Annotated in this window: 19 protein-coding genes; 10 read left to right on the forward strand and 9 right to left on the reverse strand. The window is 65.5% G+C overall.

What is annotated here, in order from left to right; genetic code table 11:
* Positions 1–80: 80 nt before the first annotated feature.
* Positions 81–1,361: a kynureninase gene (gene kynU / locus IEY43_RS15865; RefSeq protein ID WP_188949639.1), complete on the reverse strand. Its 1,281-nt coding sequence runs from the start codon at positions 1,359–1,361 to the stop codon at positions 81–83.
* Between the two features lie 106 nt (positions 1,362–1,467).
* Here kynU and IEY43_RS15870 point away from each other — a divergent pair, with 106 nt between their 5' ends.
* From IEY43_RS15870 to IEY43_RS15885, 4 genes are all read left to right on the forward strand, one after another.
* The gene (locus IEY43_RS15870) at positions 1,468–1,953 is read left to right on the forward strand and encodes an Lrp/AsnC family transcriptional regulator (protein ID WP_229777451.1); all 486 of its coding nucleotides are present in this window, start codon (positions 1,468–1,470) and stop codon (positions 1,951–1,953) included.
* 214 nt (positions 1,954–2,167) lie between these two features.
* Positions 2,168–2,563, forward strand: a complete 396-nt coding sequence (locus IEY43_RS15875; protein ID WP_188949642.1) for a hypothetical protein — start codon at positions 2,168–2,170, stop codon at positions 2,561–2,563.
* A complete protein-coding gene (locus IEY43_RS15880; RefSeq protein ID WP_229777452.1) occupies positions 2,547–4,007 on the forward strand; it encodes a sensor histidine kinase in 1,461 nt (486 codons plus the stop codon). Before IEY43_RS15875 ends, IEY43_RS15880 begins: the two co-directional genes overlap by 17 nt.
* Positions 4,004–4,672 carry a response regulator transcription factor gene (locus IEY43_RS15885; protein WP_188949643.1) on the forward strand — a complete coding sequence of 223 codons (669 nt, stop codon included), beginning with the start codon at positions 4,004–4,006 and terminating at the stop codon, positions 4,670–4,672. Before IEY43_RS15880 ends, IEY43_RS15885 begins: the two co-directional genes overlap by 4 nt.
* A 12-nt stretch (positions 4,673–4,684) precedes the next feature.
* Here the strand turns inward: IEY43_RS15885 and IEY43_RS15890 are convergent, their stop codons facing one another.
* The 6 genes from IEY43_RS15890 to IEY43_RS15915 form a co-directional block, all read right to left on the reverse strand.
* Positions 4,685–5,533 carry a polyphosphate polymerase domain-containing protein gene (locus IEY43_RS15890; protein WP_188949645.1) on the reverse strand — a complete coding sequence of 283 codons (849 nt, stop codon included), beginning with the start codon at positions 5,531–5,533 and terminating at the stop codon, positions 4,685–4,687.
* The gene (locus IEY43_RS15895; protein ID WP_188949647.1) at positions 5,533–6,168 is read right to left on the reverse strand and encodes a DUF4956 domain-containing protein; all 636 of its coding nucleotides are present in this window, start codon (positions 6,166–6,168) and stop codon (positions 5,533–5,535) included. Before IEY43_RS15895 ends, IEY43_RS15890 begins: the two co-directional genes overlap by 1 nt.
* Positions 6,169–6,441: 273 nt before the next feature.
* Positions 6,442–6,855, reverse strand: a complete 414-nt coding sequence (locus IEY43_RS15900) for a DUF3151 domain-containing protein (RefSeq protein ID WP_188949649.1) — start codon at positions 6,853–6,855, stop codon at positions 6,442–6,444.
* 2 nt (positions 6,856–6,857) lie between these two features.
* Positions 6,858–7,880: a class II fructose-bisphosphate aldolase gene (gene fbaA, locus IEY43_RS15905; RefSeq protein WP_188949651.1), complete on the reverse strand. Its 1,023-nt coding sequence runs from the start codon at positions 7,878–7,880 to the stop codon at positions 6,858–6,860.
* 146 nt (positions 7,881–8,026) lie between these two features.
* Complete coding sequence (locus tag IEY43_RS15910; protein ID WP_188949653.1) at positions 8,027–9,241, reverse strand: M23 family metallopeptidase; 1,215 nt, start codon at positions 9,239–9,241, stop codon at positions 8,027–8,029.
* Between the two features lie 173 nt (positions 9,242–9,414).
* Positions 9,415–10,068 (reverse strand): TrmH family RNA methyltransferase, encoded by a 654-nt coding sequence (locus IEY43_RS15915; protein ID WP_229777453.1) that lies wholly within the window; start codon positions 10,066–10,068, stop codon positions 9,415–9,417.
* A gap of 198 nt (positions 10,069–10,266) precedes the next feature.
* On the opposite strand from IEY43_RS15915, the gene IEY43_RS15920 reads away from it, so the two are divergent.
* The 4 genes from IEY43_RS15920 to IEY43_RS15935 all read left to right on the forward strand — a co-directional run bounded on the left by IEY43_RS15920 (position 10,267) and on the right by IEY43_RS15935 (position 12,999).
* A complete protein-coding gene (locus IEY43_RS15920) occupies positions 10,267–11,064 on the forward strand; it encodes an HAD-IIA family hydrolase (protein ID WP_188949730.1) in 798 nt (265 codons plus the stop codon).
* 106 nt (positions 11,065–11,170) lie between these two features.
* On the forward strand, positions 11,171–11,410 hold the full coding sequence (locus IEY43_RS15925; protein WP_188949655.1) for a hypothetical protein: 240 nt from the start codon (positions 11,171–11,173) through the stop codon (positions 11,408–11,410).
* 81 nt (positions 11,411–11,491) lie between these two features.
* Entirely contained in the window at positions 11,492–12,277 is a 786-nt protein-coding gene (locus IEY43_RS15930) for an ABC transporter ATP-binding protein (RefSeq protein ID WP_188949657.1), read from the forward strand.
* Positions 12,274–12,999, forward strand: a complete 726-nt coding sequence (locus IEY43_RS15935) for an ABC transporter permease (protein ID WP_188949659.1) — start codon at positions 12,274–12,276, stop codon at positions 12,997–12,999. Before IEY43_RS15930 ends, IEY43_RS15935 begins: the two co-directional genes overlap by 4 nt.
* A 47-nt stretch (positions 13,000–13,046) precedes the next feature.
* Here IEY43_RS15935 and IEY43_RS15940 read toward each other — a convergent pair whose 3' ends face one another.
* Positions 13,047–13,259, reverse strand: a complete 213-nt coding sequence (locus IEY43_RS15940; protein WP_188949661.1) for an AsnC family protein — start codon at positions 13,257–13,259, stop codon at positions 13,047–13,049.
* Between the two features lie 136 nt (positions 13,260–13,395).
* The gene (gene pyrE / locus IEY43_RS15945; protein WP_181728131.1) at positions 13,396–13,953 is read right to left on the reverse strand and encodes an orotate phosphoribosyltransferase; all 558 of its coding nucleotides are present in this window, start codon (positions 13,951–13,953) and stop codon (positions 13,396–13,398) included.
* Between the two features lie 39 nt (positions 13,954–13,992).
* Between pyrE and IEY43_RS15950 the strand changes: the two genes are divergently transcribed.
* Both IEY43_RS15950 and nadE read left to right on the forward strand, forming a co-directional pair.
* A complete protein-coding gene (locus IEY43_RS15950; protein WP_188949663.1) occupies positions 13,993–14,430 on the forward strand; it encodes a MarR family winged helix-turn-helix transcriptional regulator in 438 nt (145 codons plus the stop codon).
* A 93-nt stretch (positions 14,431–14,523) separates the two neighbouring features.
* On the forward strand, positions 14,524–15,348 hold the full coding sequence (gene nadE, locus IEY43_RS15955) for an NAD(+) synthase (protein WP_188949665.1): 825 nt from the start codon (positions 14,524–14,526) through the stop codon (positions 15,346–15,348).
* Positions 15,349–15,369 lie beyond the last annotated feature (21 nt).

Here is a 15,369-nt window from a genome sequence, read left to right on the forward strand (position 1 = left end):
AGCTGTGCGCCGCGTCTAAGCGTACTCGGGGGCCTTGGCCCCGGATCTTCGCCGAAGATCCGGGCTTTTGCGGATAGCGCCTAGGTCACGGCGTTTCGCACGGCGTATTCTTCACGCTGCCAGTCGCCGGTGTGCAGAATCTCACGCAGGATCTCGACCGCGTCCCAGATATCGGTGCGCGAGAGGTACAGCGGGGTGATGCCGAAACGCAGGACCTCCGGCTCGCGGTAGTCGCCGATGACGCCGCGGGCGATCAGCGCCGCCATGATCTCGTAGCCGTGCTCGTGGCGGAAGCTGACGTGGCTGCCGCGCTGGGCGTGCTCGCGCGGGGTGACCAGTTCCAGGCCGTGGTCGGCGCAGCGGGTCTCGACCAGCTCGATGAACAGGTCGGTGAGTTCCAGCGAGGCGGCGCGCACCGCGTCCATGTCCGCTTCCAGGGCGATATCCAGGCCGACCTCGATCATGGCCAGCGAGGTTACCGGCTGGGTGCCGCACATGAAGCGGCGCACGTCGTTGGCCGGGGTGTAGTGCTCGGCCATTTGGAACGGCGCGTTGTGGGACCACCAGCCGGACAGCGGCTGCCAGAAACGGTCGTGGTGGCGGGCGTTGACCCAGATGAAGGCCGGGGAGCCGGGGCCGCCGTTGAGGTACTTGTAGGTGCAGCCCACCGCGTAGTCGGCATCCGCGCCGTTCAGGTCCACCGGGACCGCCCCGGCGGCATGGGCCAGGTCCCAGACCACCAGCGCGCCGGCCTGGTGCGCGGCGGCGGTGATCTCCTTCATGTCCCACATGGAGCCGGTCCGGTAGTTGACATGCGACAGCGCCAGCACGGCAGTGTCTTCGCCCAGGGCCGCGCGCAACGATGCCTCGTCGTCGATGAGCTTGATCTCGTAGGGTACGCCGGTTTCCTGGGACAGCGAGTTGACCAGGTCTGCCAGCCCCTCGGCAATGTAGATGTCGGTCGGGAAGTTGTCTCGCTCGGTGATGATGACCCGGCGCTGCGGGGCGTCGGCCTTCTGGGTGCGCAGCGCGGAAGCTAGCGCCTTGAACAGGTTCAGGCTGGTGGTGTCCGTGATCGCGGTTTCGCGGGGGTTCGCGCCCAGCAGGCGGCCCAGCTTGTCGCCCAGGGTCAGCGGAAGCTCGAACCAGCCGGCCTCGTTCCAGGAACGGATCAGGCCCTGGCCCCACTCGGCGGTGACAACCTGGGCGGCGCGTTCGGCCGCCCCGTGGGGCAGCGCACCGAGCGAGTTGCCGTCGAGGTAGATGACCGATTCGGGCAGCGAGAAGCGGCCCTTGAACCGGTGCAGCGGGTCTTGTGCATCGAGCTGTGCCAATTCCTCGCGGGTGTGTACCGATTGCACGCTGTGAATCCCTTCCTGAATGCCATGGATGTCCCTCCATCGTAGAATCAGAAGCAGGAAAATTTCTTGGGTTCCGAATTTTTGCAAATAATGAGGAGGAAGATCCGTGCCGGATTCAATGTGGGCGGTTTCAGGGGCGGATGCGGCGAATTCCGTTCAGGTCGACGAGGTGGATCTGGCAATCCTCGGCGAACTGGGTCGGGATGCCCGCCTGGCCAACAACGTGCTGGCCCAGCGGGTGGGACTGGCCCCGTCGACCTGCCTGGGTCGCGTCAAGACGCTGCGCACCCGCGGGGTGATTGAAGGCTACGAGGCCAAGATCAACGAAAAGCTGCTCGGCGTCACGGTCAACGCGATGATATCCGTGATCGTCGCCCCGCAGGCCAGGGACCGGATGCTCCCGGCGGCCAAGGCGCTGGCGGCCATGCCTCAGGTCCGCGACGTCTTCGTACTCGGCGGCACCCCGGACCTTCTCATCCGGGTCGCCACCCGGTCCATCGACGAGCTGCGCGGCTTTGTCGCAAGCCACCTGGGATCGAACCGGGCGTTTTCCTCCACGCAGACGAATATCATCTTCGAACACCTGCGCTAGCCTGCGCGCAGGTGGGCATCGGGTGAACATCTGCTTAACTCCGGGGGCCGCAGCAGCGGGCCGCCTGAGTGCCGCAAGGAACCTAAAGACCTTGATGACCTGATGCTTTTTACTCCCGATGGCGGTATCATGAGCCTTGCTTCCATTGGCAAGCGCACGACACGATGAGCCGTCTTCTCATGTTCGTCTCATCTGACTTGGCGAGAATGAGGACATGGGAAAACGCACAGCGCTTCGGGTGATCGGCCTAGTCGCGGCCCTGTCCGTCATCGGAGTGGGCATCGCGGCCCTGGCCCAGCTGCTCTCCGGGCCGTCGCAGAGGGATCTTGGCCCGGGCATCGTCGTCCACCAGTCAGAGGCGCCCGGCGCGGGCACCGGTTTCCCCGAGCCCACCGGTACGCCGGCCGACCCGTCGGCCACGCCGACGCAGAGCAAGGATCCCAAGGCCTCGGCCAGCGCGTCGCCCACCCGGAGCCCCTCGGCCTCCACCACGCCGAAGCCGTCGAAGACCAGCTCCCCCAAGCCCACCCAGGGCCCGGTCAAGCCGCTTCCGCCCAAGGCGCCGTCCAACGACGATGACGACGACGGGGACGATGATGACGACGACTAGCGGGCCGCCGCGCCGCCGGGTCTCCATCCGCGCCCGCGTGCTCGCTTCAATGATCCTGCTGGTCGGCTTCGCCCTGGCGGCCTCCGGCGCGGCCATCTACGTTTACGAACGCCATGAGCTCAACGCCCGCCTTGATGATTCGCTGACCCGCACCGTGGAGGAATTCCGGATGCTGGCGGAAACCGGCATCGACCCGCAGACCGGCAACGGCTTCATGCATGCGGAGGATTTGCTCTACACCGCAATGCAGCGCACGCTGCCCGCCCGCTACCAGGGCATGGTGGGCCTGAGCGCGGACCAGCTGCAGTGGACGGCGCCCGCCACCGTCGAAATGCGGCTGGAGGAGGATCCCGCGTTCCTCGACTGGGCCAAGACCAGCGCCGCGGACCAGCACGTGCGCATCGAGAACTTCGAGACCGAGCTGAGCGAATACCGCGCCATCGTGGTCCCAATCCAGCTCTCCTCCGACCCGAAGCCTGCGCGCCTCGTGCTGGCCTATGACTACACGGCCGAGGTCAACCGCATCGACAAGCAGTTCATGGTGTTCTTCGGCGTGGGTCTGGTGGTGATGCTGCTGGCCGGCGGCGCCGCCTACCTGATCGTCGGGCGCATGCTCGAACCCATCCGCCGGCTGCGCGACACCGCCCGCCAGATTTCCGAATCCGACCTGTCCTCGCGCATCGAGGTCACCGGCGACGACGAGTTCGCCGAGCTGACGGACACCATCAATGCCATGCTGGACCGGCTTCAGGACGCGCTGAACTCCCAGCGCCAGCTGCTCGACGACGTGGGCCACGAGCTGCGCACCCCGGTGACCATCATCCGCGGGCACCTGGAACTCATGGATGACCGGGATTCGGAGGACGTCGCCCAGACCAAGGACATTGCGCTGGACGAGCTCAAACGCATGTCCCTGCTGATCAACGACCTGATGACCCTGGCCGGGGCCAACCGTTCGGACTTCCTGGCCAGCAAGCCGACCAGCGTGGGCACGCTGCTGGACGAGATCCTGGACAAGGCGCGGGCGCTGGGGCACCGCGACTGGCGCATCGGCAACCGCGAGGAAGTCAACGTCACCCTGGATCCGGCCCGCATCACCCAGGCCATGCTGCAGCTGGCGGCCAATGCCGTGAAGTTCTCCGACGAGGGCTCGCGCATCGATTTGGGTTCGGCCCTGCTCGAAGAACAGGACAAGGAGCCGGTGCTGCGCCTTTGGGTGCATGACGCGGGGGCGGGGATCGTCCAGGAAGACCTTGAACGGATCTTCGAACGCTTCGGCCGCGGCCAGAACAGCGACCGGGCCAAGGGCTCCGGGCTGGGCCTGAACATCGTCTCGGCCATCGCCGATTCCCACGGCGGATCCGTCTGGGTGGACTCGGTGCCCGGCAGCGGTTCCACCTTCTACATCGACATCCCACTGGCCGAAGGAGCCCGCAGCGCATGAGCCTCATCCTGATCATCGAAGACGAACCACGGATCAGTTCCTTCATTGCCAAGGGGCTGAAGGCCGCCGGATTCCTCCCCACGGTCTGCGCCACCGCGCGCGAGGGCTATGCCCAGGCCCGGTCCGGGAGCTTCGAGCTGATCATCCTGGATCTGGGACTGCCGGACGAGGACGGGTTCAGCCTGCTGCGCCGGATGCGCGAATCGCACATCGACGCCCCGGTGATCATCCTGACCGCCCGCAACAGCGTGGACGACACCGTGGCCGGGCCGCAGAACGGCGCGGACGACTACATGGCCAAGCCCTTCCACTTCGACGAATTGCTGGCCCGGGTGCGCCTGCGGCTGCGCGCCGAGGACTCGCCCTCCGAGACCTCGGTGCTCTCGCATGGAAGCTTGGAAATGGATCTGCTGCGCCGCCTGGTTACGGTCGACGGCATCGAGGTGGACCTGTCCGCCCGGGAGTTCTCGCTGGCCGAGGCCTTCCTGCGCAACCCCGGGCTGGTGCTCAGCCGCGAGCAGCTGCTCTCCAGGGTCTGGGGCTATGACTTCGACCCGGGTTCCAACGTGGTGGACGTGTACGTGCGCTACCTGCGCAACAAGCTGGGCATCGAACGTTTTGAAACGGTGCGCGGCGTCGGCTACCGGCTGGCCCGCGAGTCGTAGAAGCCGGCCGCGCTAGCGGCGGCCTTCCGGGGGTCGGCGGCCCGGGGTTGCACTGCGGGTCCGCGGACCGCTGGCATGCCGAAACGAGCCGAAGCGCTGCTCCAGCAGCCGGCTCCACTTGTTGGCGGGAAGCTGCGGATTGAGCAGCGCGACGCCGATGCAGTACTTGCTCATGCTCACCGGACGGAGGCCCAGCGCCGCCAGGGCCTGGTCGCTGGATCCGCGCCCGTTGGCGGATTTGGTTTCCACCACCACCAGGTCCGGCCCCTGCACCTGCTGCCGGCCGTCGGCGTATTCCAGCTCAACGTCGCAGGTGACCCGTTCCCCATCCAGCGGGTTCACGAAGGTGCCGCGGATGTAGGAGCTGTCCAGCACCGGCAGCAATTCGGGCACGTCTTCGCCGTATTCCCTGGCCACCACCGCTTCAAGGAATTCCAGCGAGCGATCGGTCAGCCGCCCGGCGTCGTCGAGTTCCTGTTCGATGCGGTGCTTCACGGTGGCGCCGCGCAGGCCCTTGGTCTTGATCTCGAACATCGCCAGCCCGGTGTCGGCATAGGTGCGGCTGCGCACCTTGTAGCGGCGCCGGCGGCCCTGGCGGTGGGCGCGGTACTGGGCGAAATCCCGGGTGTCGAAGTAGACCGATTCGTAGCGGAAGGTGCGCAGCCCGTCGATCTCCATGATCCTGAAGTCCTCCCCCAAGCGCCGCGCCAGTGCCGTGAATTCCGCCGGGGTGAGCAGGAACTTGCGGTCCACTCGGGTTTGCAAAGCGGCCTGCTCGACGACCTGCTCCAGGCCGATCGATGCACGATGGGCCACCGCTTCTTCCAGCGCGGCCCGGGCGCTGCCTGCGAGCGCTTGCATCAGGACCACGTCTCCTGGGCCACCGGCGCATTCTGCCGGGGCGCATTGGCCAGCTGGTACGAACCGCCGGTTTCCCGCTCGCCGCGGATCGAGTCGACCTTGAAGCGCACGTCGACAATGGTCAGGTCGCGGACCATGTCCAGCTCGATGACCACGGTGCGCAGGATCTTGGCGCCCAGCAGCCCCTCCAGGGCCCGGGCCAGGTCTTCGGAACGCGGGTAGGCCTTTTCCAGGGTCACGGTCTGGCGCTGGGTGCGCGGGGCGAAGCCGGGGTGGTCGGCGAGGAACATGACCAAAACCAGGGCCGCGGTCACCGCCGGGGAGAACCAGGCCGGGTCCGGATGCAGGCCGTTGACCAGTCCGATAGCCAACGAGATGAAGTAGTAGGCCACCTCTTCCTGGGTCAGGGTGTCCGAGCGCAGGCGGATGATCGACAGGATGCCGAACAGGCCCATGCCCAGGCCAACCCCGGCGCCCGAGCCGGAGAGCAGCATGGTGACCGCGAAGATGCCCATGCTCAACGCAATGTAGGCCAGGACCAGATCGCGGCGGAAGTGCCGGCGGAAGTAGACGAAGTACACCAGCACGGTCATGCCAACGACGTTGGCGGCCAATCCCATCCAGAATGACAACATGGTCTTTTCCCCTTTCATGGAAATTTCTCACTAACCAGAGACTAGAAAGTGCAAATGAAAGAAGAAAGAGAAATAGATGAGCGTCCTCTCATCTGGCGCCCCGAACGCCCGCCCCGCCGCCCGCGGCAGCGGCGGTGACGGCGCGATAGGCCGCACATCAACACTGGTCAAGAGCTTGGCGGCACTCAGCGAAGCTGCTGGAAGCGCCGATGGCGGCCAGCTTCATCAACATGAAACTGGCCGCCATCGGTGATGCGGCTGGCTGCAGACGGGCTACTGGGCCTCGATGGCCGCCCGTGCGCTCGAATCCGAGTCGTTCAGGAACTTCCCGATCCGCTCGACCTCCTCGGTCTCGCCGATGGCTGCGGCCGCGCGGCCCAGCGCGTACAGCGAGCGCAGGAAGCCGCGGTTCGGCTCGTGGCTCCACGGCACCGGGCCCTGGCCGCGCCATCCGGCCTTGCGCAGCGAGTCAAGTCCGCGGTGGTAGCCCACGCGGGCGAACGCGTAGGACTCCACGGTGCGGCCCTCGCCATGCGCCTCGTCGGCCAGCAGCGCCCACACCAGGGAGGACGACGGGAACTTCGCGGCCAGGTCCACCGCTTCGTCGCCGGCCTCCAGGCGGGCGAGCACCTCGGTTTCCTCCGGCAGCAGCGTGGCCGGGATGCCCAGCAGATTCTCTCCAACCATGGTTACTTCAGGCTCTTTCCTGCCGAGCCCAGCTGGCGGGCGGCTTCAACGATGCGGGCGGCCATGGATTCCTCGGCCTTCGCGCCCCAGACGCGCGGGTCATAGGTCTTCTTGTTGCCGATCTCGCCGTCGACCTTCAGCACGCCGTCGTAGTTGGCGAACATGTGGCCGGCTACCGGGCGGGTGAAGGCGTACTGGGTGTCGGTGTCGATGTTCATCTTGATGACGCCGTAGGAGACCGCGTCGGCGATTTCCTTGTCGGAGGAGCCCGAGCCGCCGTGGAAGACCAGATCGAACGGGTTGGCCTTGCCGATCTTGGCGCCGACCTTGTCCTGGATGTCCTTGAGCAGCTCCGGACGCAGCTTCACGTTGCCCGGCTTGTACACGCCGTGCACGTTGCCGAAGGTCAGGGCGGTGATGTAGCGGCCCTTTTCGCCGGCGCCCAGCGCGTCGATCGTGGCCAGTGCGTCCTCGACGGTGGAGTACAGCTTGTCGTTGATGGCGTTCTCCACGCCGTCCTCTTCGCCGCCCACGGCGCCGATCTCAACTTCGAGGATCTGCTTTGCGGCCGCGGTGCGCGGCAGCAGTTCTACGGCGATGCGCAGGTTATCTTCCAGGGTCTCGGCCGAGCCGTCCCACATGTGCGAGTTGAAGAATGGGTCGCGGCCCGCGGCAACCTCTGCCTCCGAGGCGGCCAGCAGCGGCAGCACGAAGCCCTCCAGTTTGTCGGCCGGGCAGTGGTCGGTGTGCAACGCGATGTTCACGCCGTAGTTCTTGGCGACCTGGCGGGCGAAGGCGGCGAAGCCCAGCGAGCCGACGACCATGTCCTTGACCGAGGCGCCGGACCAGTAGGCGGCGCCGCCGGTGGAAACCTGGATGATGCCGTCGGATTCGGCTTCGGCGAAACCGCGGATGGCGGCATTCAGGGTCTGCGAGCTGGTGACATTCACCGCGGGGAAGGCGTAGCCGCCAGCCTTGGCGGCATCGATCATTGCATTGTACTTATCGGGGGTTGCGATAGGCATGCTTCACTCCTGTGAGGATTAGCGGGGTTCACGCGTCGCCGTCGACGGCAGTTCGTGTCCATCCTATCCGTTTGCAGGGGCCGGGAGACCTAAATCTGACTTCGTGACACGCCAACTTCTGCCCCTGCCCGGGCTGCGCCGCGAGGCTAATTCGATTCGGCGGCTCCGGAACCGGACGTGGACGGGCCCTGCGGGCCGGGCGTCGGCGTGCTCGGCTTCTCGCTGGGCGCAGGTGCCGGCTTGCTCGGGGCAGGTCCGGTCGACGGGACTTCGGGTGGACCGTCGGCGCCATCGGTGGGCTTCGCCGATCCGCTGGAAGGCTCCGGCGCCGATGCGGACGGCGGAGTGCTCAACGACGGCTTGGAGCTCGGCGATTCGGAGTCCGGAGCCGAGGATCCCGGCCGCTCGGTCTGGCTCGGGGACAGTGCAGGCTTCTGGGACTGCGAGGGCTTGGGCTTGGCGCTGGGCTTCGGATTGGGAACCACCGGGGTATCGTCCTTCGGAACCACGACATCCGGATCTGAGCTGAGATCGGATTCGTCGCGCACCGGCGGCTTGCCGCCGTCGCCCTTCGGCGCGCTGTTGGCGTTGACGGTCAGGCGCGAGGAATCGATCATCGCCTGGCCCTGGCCCGGGATGATCGGCAGGTAGTTGCGCGGATCGTGCCAACGGCCGTCCACGATGACTTCGAAGTGCACGTGGCAGCCGGTGGAGTTGCCGGTGGTACCCGACAAGGCGATCAGTTCACCCTGCTTGACCTCCTGGCCCACCGCTGCGATGAGCTTTGAATTGTGGCTGTAGCCGGTCTGCACGTTGCTGCCGTGGTCGATGCCCACGCGCATCCCGGAGTGGCCCGCCCACCCGGACACCGTCACCGTCCCCGCCTCGGCGGCATAGACCGGCGAGCCGCAGGCGATCGGGTAGTCCTGTCCGATGTGGATCTGGTTGCCGGCGCCGGTGGGGTTCGAACGCCAGCCGTAGGGGCTGGAGATGCGACGGGTCGTCACCGGGTGCATCAGCTGCAGGCCGCCGGGAAGCTCGCCGATCTGGCCCACTTCGCCTGCGAGCAGCGTGGAATCCTCCTCGGAACCGGAGTCCCCGCCCACCGGGGATTCATCGGCCCCGGCCAGCATCTCCAGCGGGCGGCCGTCGATGGCCACTTCCTTGCCCGACCCGCCGAAGGCATGCAGCGGTGCGTCCTGACTGACAAGGACCGGATCGTTGTACAACCCGGGATCGGATAACGCGTCGATGGCGATGGGGATGTCCCCGTTGCGCGGATCTGCGGACTGCGCCACCAGGGGAATCGCCACGGCGCTGGACAGCACCAACGCGGCGGCAGTCGAAATCCCCCAGATCACAACCGGTTTTTTGCGCCGGGGAAGCCCCGGCAGAAGAAGGTCGTGATTCACCTGATGACGTCGACGCACGGATTAATCCCCCCGGATCACAAATTCATATCGTTTCCAAGCCTAGGGGTTCGACGATGGCTAATCCAGATGCTCGACTAAAGAACTTATTAATAAATTCCTTGTTAACCTACTTTTTGCCCGAAGACGTGGCGGCGGATCCAGGCGTGCATGGCGATTCCGGCCGCCGAGGCCGCGTTGATCGACCGGGTCGAGCCGAACTGCTCGATGGACAGCGTGTCCTTCGCCGCGGCGTGGACCTCCGGGCTCAGCCCCGGCCCCTCCTGGCCGAACACCAGGACGCAGTTGCGCGGAATGTCGTAGGTTTCCAGCGGCACCGAATCCGGGAAGATGTCGATCCCCAGGATGGTCAGCCCCTCGGCTTCGGCCCAGGCGACGAATTCCTCGACCGTGGCGTGGTGGCGCACGTGCTGGTAGCGGTCGGTGACCATGGCTCCGCGGCGGTTCCAGCGGCGGCGACCGATGATGTGGACTTCCTTGGCCAGGAAGGCATTGGCGGAGCGGACCACGGTGCCGATGTTCATGTCGTGCTGCCAGTTCTCGATGGCGATGTGGAAATCATGGCGGCGCTCGTCGAGGTCGGCGATGATCGCATCCATGCTCCAGTAGCGGTACTTGTCGGCGACATTGCGGCGATCGCCTTCTGCCAGCAGCTGCGGATCGTATTTCTCGTCCTGCGGCAGCTCGCCCTCCCAGGGCCCCACGCCGATGACGTGCTCGGCGGTATTCTCGGTTGCTTCATTCGCTTCGTGACTCACACTTTTAAGGGTAGTAGGTCGCGGGAGTGCCGCCGTTCACTGCACTGCCGGCGGATGCTGTGTAGGCTTTGAATTACAGGGGAAACTTTCAGCGCAGATAGCTCCCGCCACCTACTGCCAATGGAGGAATGACACCTCGTGACCCTCAGCAACCGTGCCGCACGCACCGTCCACGATATTGAATGCTGGCTGACCGACATGGACGGCGTCCTGGTCCACGAGAACCACGCGCTGAAGGGAGCCTCGGAGCTCCTGCAGTACTGGCGAGAAAACAACCTGCGTTTTTTGGTGCTGACCAACAACTCCATCTACACTCCGCGCGACCTGCGGGCCCGCCTGCTGGCCTCCGGCTTGGACGTGCCGGAGGAGAACATCTGGACCTCCGCCATGGCCACCGCGGAGTTCCTCGCCCGCCAGCGACCGGGCGGACGCACCTTCGTGATCGGCGAGGCGGGGCTGACCACGGCGCTGCACGACGCCGGGTTCATCATGACCGACCAGAATCCCGATTACGTGGTGCTCGGCGAAACGCGCACCTACTCTTTCGAGGCCATCACCAAGGCAATCCGCCTGATTGAGCGCGGGGCAAAATTCATTGCCACCAACCCGGATGCCACGGGCCCCTCCACCGAGGGCATCATGCCGGCAACCGGCGCCATTGCGGCATTGATCACCCGGGCAACGAACCGCGAACCGTATGTGGTGGGCAAGCCCAATCCGATGATGTTCCGCTCGGCCCTGAACCGGATCGACGCGCACTCGGAAACCACCGCCATGATCGGCGACCGCATGGACACCGACATTGTTGCGGGCATGGAAGCCGGCCTGCTCACCGCGCTGGTCTTCTCGGGAATCACCGCGCGCGATGACATGGACACCTTCCCGTTCCGCCCGGACCTGCAGTACCCGTCGGTCGCGAACCTGCATGCCGAACTCGTCAAGGGCCGAGCCGTGCCCGAGGCCAAGCCGGCCGATGCCAAGGCCGCTTCCAAGTAGCCCGAAGTTCCCTGCCCCAGCAGCCGCATTGCCGGATGCTGGGGCATTTTTCTTTGACTTCCCAGCAACCTAGGCACCGCTGGGCCACGGGCGGATACTGGGTGTCATGGAGAACTATCGCCCCCGGCGGCGGGTCTGGAAGTTCGTTCTCATCGCCGTGGGACTCTATCTGGGGCTGACGCTGCTGGTTGCGCTGAACTACGCGGCGCGCTCATGCCTCGGCGCCGGCGCCGAGCTCCACTGCTCCATGAGCAACACCGTCGTGTGGGGTGAGCACCGGCTGCTGGGCTTCATCGCGCTGATCTATCTGGTGCTGGTCGTGGGGTTGTGGGTCAAGCATCGTTGAGCCGTCCTCCGGGCCGCTCGGAGGGCAATTCATGGCCAAGCATTGACCCTGCCACGGCAGGGGTCTCTAATTCATTGTGTGATGAACACGAAGGCATGCATCCAGGTCCAGAAGCTGAGCGTCAAGAGAGGCAAATCTCTGGTGCTCCAGGACATCGACTGCGAGCTGGCCCCGGGCCGCATCATCGGGCTGCTGGGCCCCAGCGGCAGCGGCAAGAGCACACTGCTGCGCAGCATCGTGGGCAACCAGATCACCTCCGGCGGCACGGTCACCGTCCTGGGGCTGCCCGCCGGGCACAAGTCCCTGCGCCATAGGGTGGGCTACATGACGCAGGCCGCCAGCGTCTACGACGACCTGACGGTACAGCAAAACGTCGCCTACTTCGCCAAGATCCTCGGCCTGCCCGAGGCCGAAGCCACCCGCGTCATCGTGGCCACCGACCTGCAGGAGCAGGCCAAGCGGCTTGTGCTGGATCTGTCTGGCGGCCAGCGCAATCGCGTGTCCCTGGCCATCGCACTGCTCGGATCACCCGACATCGTGATTCTCGACGAGCCGACGGTCGGGCTGGATCCGGTACTCCGTGCAGAATTGTGGGCCCTGTTTGCCGATCTGGCGGCGTCGGGAATCTGCATGGTGGTTTCCAGCCACGTCATGGACGAGGCCATGCGCTGCGATGAAATGCTGCTGCTTCGCAATGGACAGCTGCTGGCCCAGATCTCCCCCGGCGAACTGCTCAGGCGCACCGGCGCCAGCGACCCGGAAGACGCATTCCTCAGGCTTATCGCCTCCGGCGGTCTGGATTCTGCACCGACCAGCGGGCCGTCCGCCGCACGGCACCGTGCCCGCGTGGGGGGAAAGCCATCATGAAACGCACCGTGGCCACCGCCGCTCGGGTACATGGCCAGATTCGCCACGATCCGCGCACCATCGCGTTGATGCTGGTCGTCCCCAGCCTATTGATCGGCTTGATGGCCTGGATCTTCACTGACACCAACGTGTTCCAGCACATCGGCCCGGCGATGATCGCACTGTTCCCATTTGTCGTGATGTTCTTGGTGACCAGCATTGCGACGTTGCGCGAACGGCGCAGCGGCACCTTGGAGCGGCTGCTCAGCATGCCGCTGGCCAAAGGTGAATTCATCTTCGGATACGCACTGGCATTCACCCTGGTGGCGGTGCTGCAGACGGTCATCGCGGTCTCTTTCGCCATTCTGGTGCTGGGACTGGAGATCTCCGGAAGCCTGCTGCTGCTGTTCAGCGTGGCGGCGCTGGATGCCCTGCTCGGAACCAGCCTGGGGTTGATGGCCAGCGCCTTCGCCAGAACCGAATTCCAGGTCGTACAGTTCATGCCGCTGCTGATCTTCCCGCAGTTCCTGCTCTCCGGTCTGATCCTGCCGCGCGGGCAACTGCCGGGGGCCTTGGAGGTCATCGGCGACTGGCTGCCGCTGTCGCATGCCATCGACGCACTGGGAGATGTCGCTGCGGGCACCGAGGACAGCGGCACCTGGGCCAGCCTTCTGGTCATCGGCGGGTGGATTCTCGGCGCCTTGCTGGTGGGGTCGCTGACCCTGCGCCGGCGGACGGCATAGGCCTTCGTACGCACCGGAGATTCGGCTCTCCGCTCATTTGAATCCCGCTAGTTCCGGCCGTATTTCTTGTGCGCCGCCTGTTTTGAAATTTCCAGCGCCGAGGCGATCGCTTGCCATGAGTGCCCGCCGGCTCGTGCCCGGCGCACCTCTGCCGTCTGAGCCCGGGCCAGTTCGCGCTGCTCGGCGGTCAGGCGTCGCAGCTGGGCCAGGGGGCCGCCATGGCCATCGGAATCGATGGCGGTTTTTATTCCATGTTCCATGCGTCAACTTTAGTTGACGCGTGGAGCGGCGTCAACATTAGTTGACTCATCTTTAGTGCTTGCAAAACACTGCGGGCCGGGCCGACCCGAGGGGCCGGCCCGGCCCGCGGCCGAAAACGATGGGAAAGCGCGCCGGTTACAGGCCCAGCTCGTCCTTGCCGTATGCGAAGAGGTAAGGCACGCCGGCCTCTTCCTCGATGCGCTCCTTGGCGCCGGTGTCGCGATCCACGATGACCGCCACGGCGATGACGTTGCCGCCGGCCTTGCGGACGCCCTCGACCGCGGTCAGCGCGGAGCCGCCGGTGGTGGAGGTGTCTTCCAGGACGATGACGTTGCGGCCTTCGACGCTCGGGCCTTCAACCTGGCGGCCCATGCCGTAGGACTTCTGCGCCTTGCGCACCACGAAGGCATCGATGGCGCGGTTCTTCTCGCGCGCGGTATGCATGATGGCGGTGCCCACCGGGTCGGCGCCCATGGTCAGGCCGCCCACGTTGGTGAACTCCAGACCGGCTTCATCCAGGAGATCAAGCATGACCTGGCCGACCAGACCTGAAGCTTCCTGCTGCAGGGTGACCCGGCGAAGGTCGATGTAGTAATCGGCTTCCTTGCCGGAAGAAAGGATGACCTTGCCACGAACAATGGCAAATTCCTGAATCAGTTCTTTTAGCCGCCCGCGGGCGCTGGTTTCGCTCATGCTCTCGATTCTAGTCGGCATCATCGCTAGGCTGATCCCATGAACGCTACACGCCCCCTGGGTTACTGGTTGAAATTGGTGGATTCGCTGATTGACGAGCAGTTTGCTGCGACCTTGGAAGAACACGGTGTGACACGCCGGCAATGGCAGGTGCTCAATCTCCTGGAGCAGCAGCCCGCCACCGAGCCGGAACTGACCGCCGGACTTTCGCCGTTCTTTGCGTCGCCAGATGAACCGACGTCGGTCTCCGAGCACCTCATGGAATTGGTGGAGTCTGGATGGATCTCGCACGAAGAGGGCGAATTTTCCATCACCGACCGGGGCCATGTCTCGCTGATGAAGCTCAGCGAACTGATCGAAAAGATCCGGACGCAGTCCGGCCAGGACCTCGACGGCTCCGAATACGCCGCTGTGGTCGCCACGCTGGAGAAAATGGCGCGCAACCTCGGCTGGGATCCGGACGCCGAAGATAACTAGCGGTTGCGGCGAATGTTGAGAACACGTTAACTTTCGCCGCACCTTCCGCAGCCGCGCCGGCAAACTGTCTCCGGTATGCCTAGGATTGGTTACATGCGAGAACTGCAAGCAGCGATCATTGAAGAGCTGGGCGTCAAGGCGTCCATCAATCCGGCCGAGGAAGTACGCTCCCGCGTCGACTTCCTGAAGGACTACCTCGCCGCGACCGGTGCCAAGGGTTTCGTCCTGGGAATTTCCGGCGGCATCGACTCCACGCTGGCCGGGCGTCTGGCGCAGCTCGCCGTCCAGGAAGTGCGCGAAGCCGGCGGCGCTGCCGAATTCATCGCCGTCCGCCTGCCCCACGGAATCCAGCACGATGCGGCGGATGCCGCAGCGGCCATGGACTTCGTTGCCGCCGACCAGGAGTTCGAAGTAAATATCTCCAAGCCTGTGGCGGGACTGGATGAAGCCCTGGCCGACGCCGGGCATCCGGCGATCAGCGATTTCAACCGCGGCAACGCCAAGGCCCGGATGCGCATGATCGTCCAGTACGCGGTGGCCGGGGACCGCGGCATGCTGGTCATCGGCACCGACCATGCGGCGGAGTCCGTGACCGGCTTCTTCACGAAGTTCGGCGACGGCGGCGCCGACCTGCTGCCGCTGGCAGGGCTGAACAAGCGGCAGAACCAGGCGTTGCTGCGAGAATTGGCCGCTCCCGAGCTGCTCTGGGCCAAGGCTCCCACCGCAGATCTGCTGGACGGCCAACCGCAGCGCACCGACGAGGACGAGCTGGGCCTGACCTACGCGCAGATCGACGACTACCTCGAGGGCCGCGAGATTGACGAGACCGCCGCGCTTTCGATCGAACGGCGTTTCATCCTCTCGCGGCATAAGCGGACTGTTCCCGCCACCAACCTCGACAAGTGGTGGAGAGCCTAGGGGAAGTCCTCCCCGCCGATA

The organism is Glutamicibacter protophormiae, assembly GCF_014647495.1.
Taxonomy (GTDB): Bacteria; Actinomycetota; Actinomycetes; order Actinomycetales; family Micrococcaceae; genus Glutamicibacter; species Glutamicibacter protophormiae.

Bases quoted from the DNA above. Each gene is read 5' to 3' on its own strand.
- pyrE (WP_181728131.1), bottom strand. From the start codon at position 13,953: ATGAGCGAAACCAGCGCCCGCGGGCGGCTAAAAGAACTGATTCAGGAA.
- IEY43_RS15950 (WP_188949663.1), top strand. From the start codon at position 13,993: ATGAACGCTACACGCCCCCTGGGTTACTGGTTGAAATTGGTGGATTCG.
- IEY43_RS15895 (WP_188949647.1), bottom strand. From the start codon at position 6,168: ATGTTGTCATTCTGGATGGGATTGGCCGCCAACGTCGTTGGCATGACC.
- IEY43_RS15890 (WP_188949645.1), bottom strand. From the start codon at position 5,533: ATGCAAGCGCTCGCAGGCAGCGCCCGGGCCGCGCTGGAAGAAGCGGTG.
- IEY43_RS15920 (WP_188949730.1), top strand. From the start codon at position 10,267: ATGGACGGCGTCCTGGTCCACGAGAACCACGCGCTGAAGGGAGCCTCG.
- IEY43_RS15930 (WP_188949657.1), top strand. From the start codon at position 11,492: ATGAACACGAAGGCATGCATCCAGGTCCAGAAGCTGAGCGTCAAGAGA.
- IEY43_RS15940 (WP_188949661.1), bottom strand. From the start codon at position 13,259: ATGGAACATGGAATAAAAACCGCCATCGATTCCGATGGCCATGGCGGC.
- IEY43_RS15925 (WP_188949655.1), top strand. From the start codon at position 11,171: ATGGAGAACTATCGCCCCCGGCGGCGGGTCTGGAAGTTCGTTCTCATC.
- fbaA (WP_188949651.1), bottom strand. From the start codon at position 7,880: ATGCCTATCGCAACCCCCGATAAGTACAATGCAATGATCGATGCCGCC.
- IEY43_RS15935 (WP_188949659.1), top strand. From the start codon at position 12,274: ATGAAACGCACCGTGGCCACCGCCGCTCGGGTACATGGCCAGATTCGC.
- IEY43_RS15900 (WP_188949649.1), bottom strand. From the start codon at position 6,855: ATGGTTGGAGAGAATCTGCTGGGCATCCCGGCCACGCTGCTGCCGGAG.
- IEY43_RS15875 (WP_188949642.1), top strand. From the start codon at position 2,168: ATGGGAAAACGCACAGCGCTTCGGGTGATCGGCCTAGTCGCGGCCCTG.
- IEY43_RS15885 (WP_188949643.1), top strand. From the start codon at position 4,004: ATGAGCCTCATCCTGATCATCGAAGACGAACCACGGATCAGTTCCTTC.
- IEY43_RS15880 (WP_229777452.1), top strand. From the start codon at position 2,547: ATGATGACGACGACTAGCGGGCCGCCGCGCCGCCGGGTCTCCATCCGC.
- nadE (WP_188949665.1), top strand. From the start codon at position 14,524: ATGCGAGAACTGCAAGCAGCGATCATTGAAGAGCTGGGCGTCAAGGCG.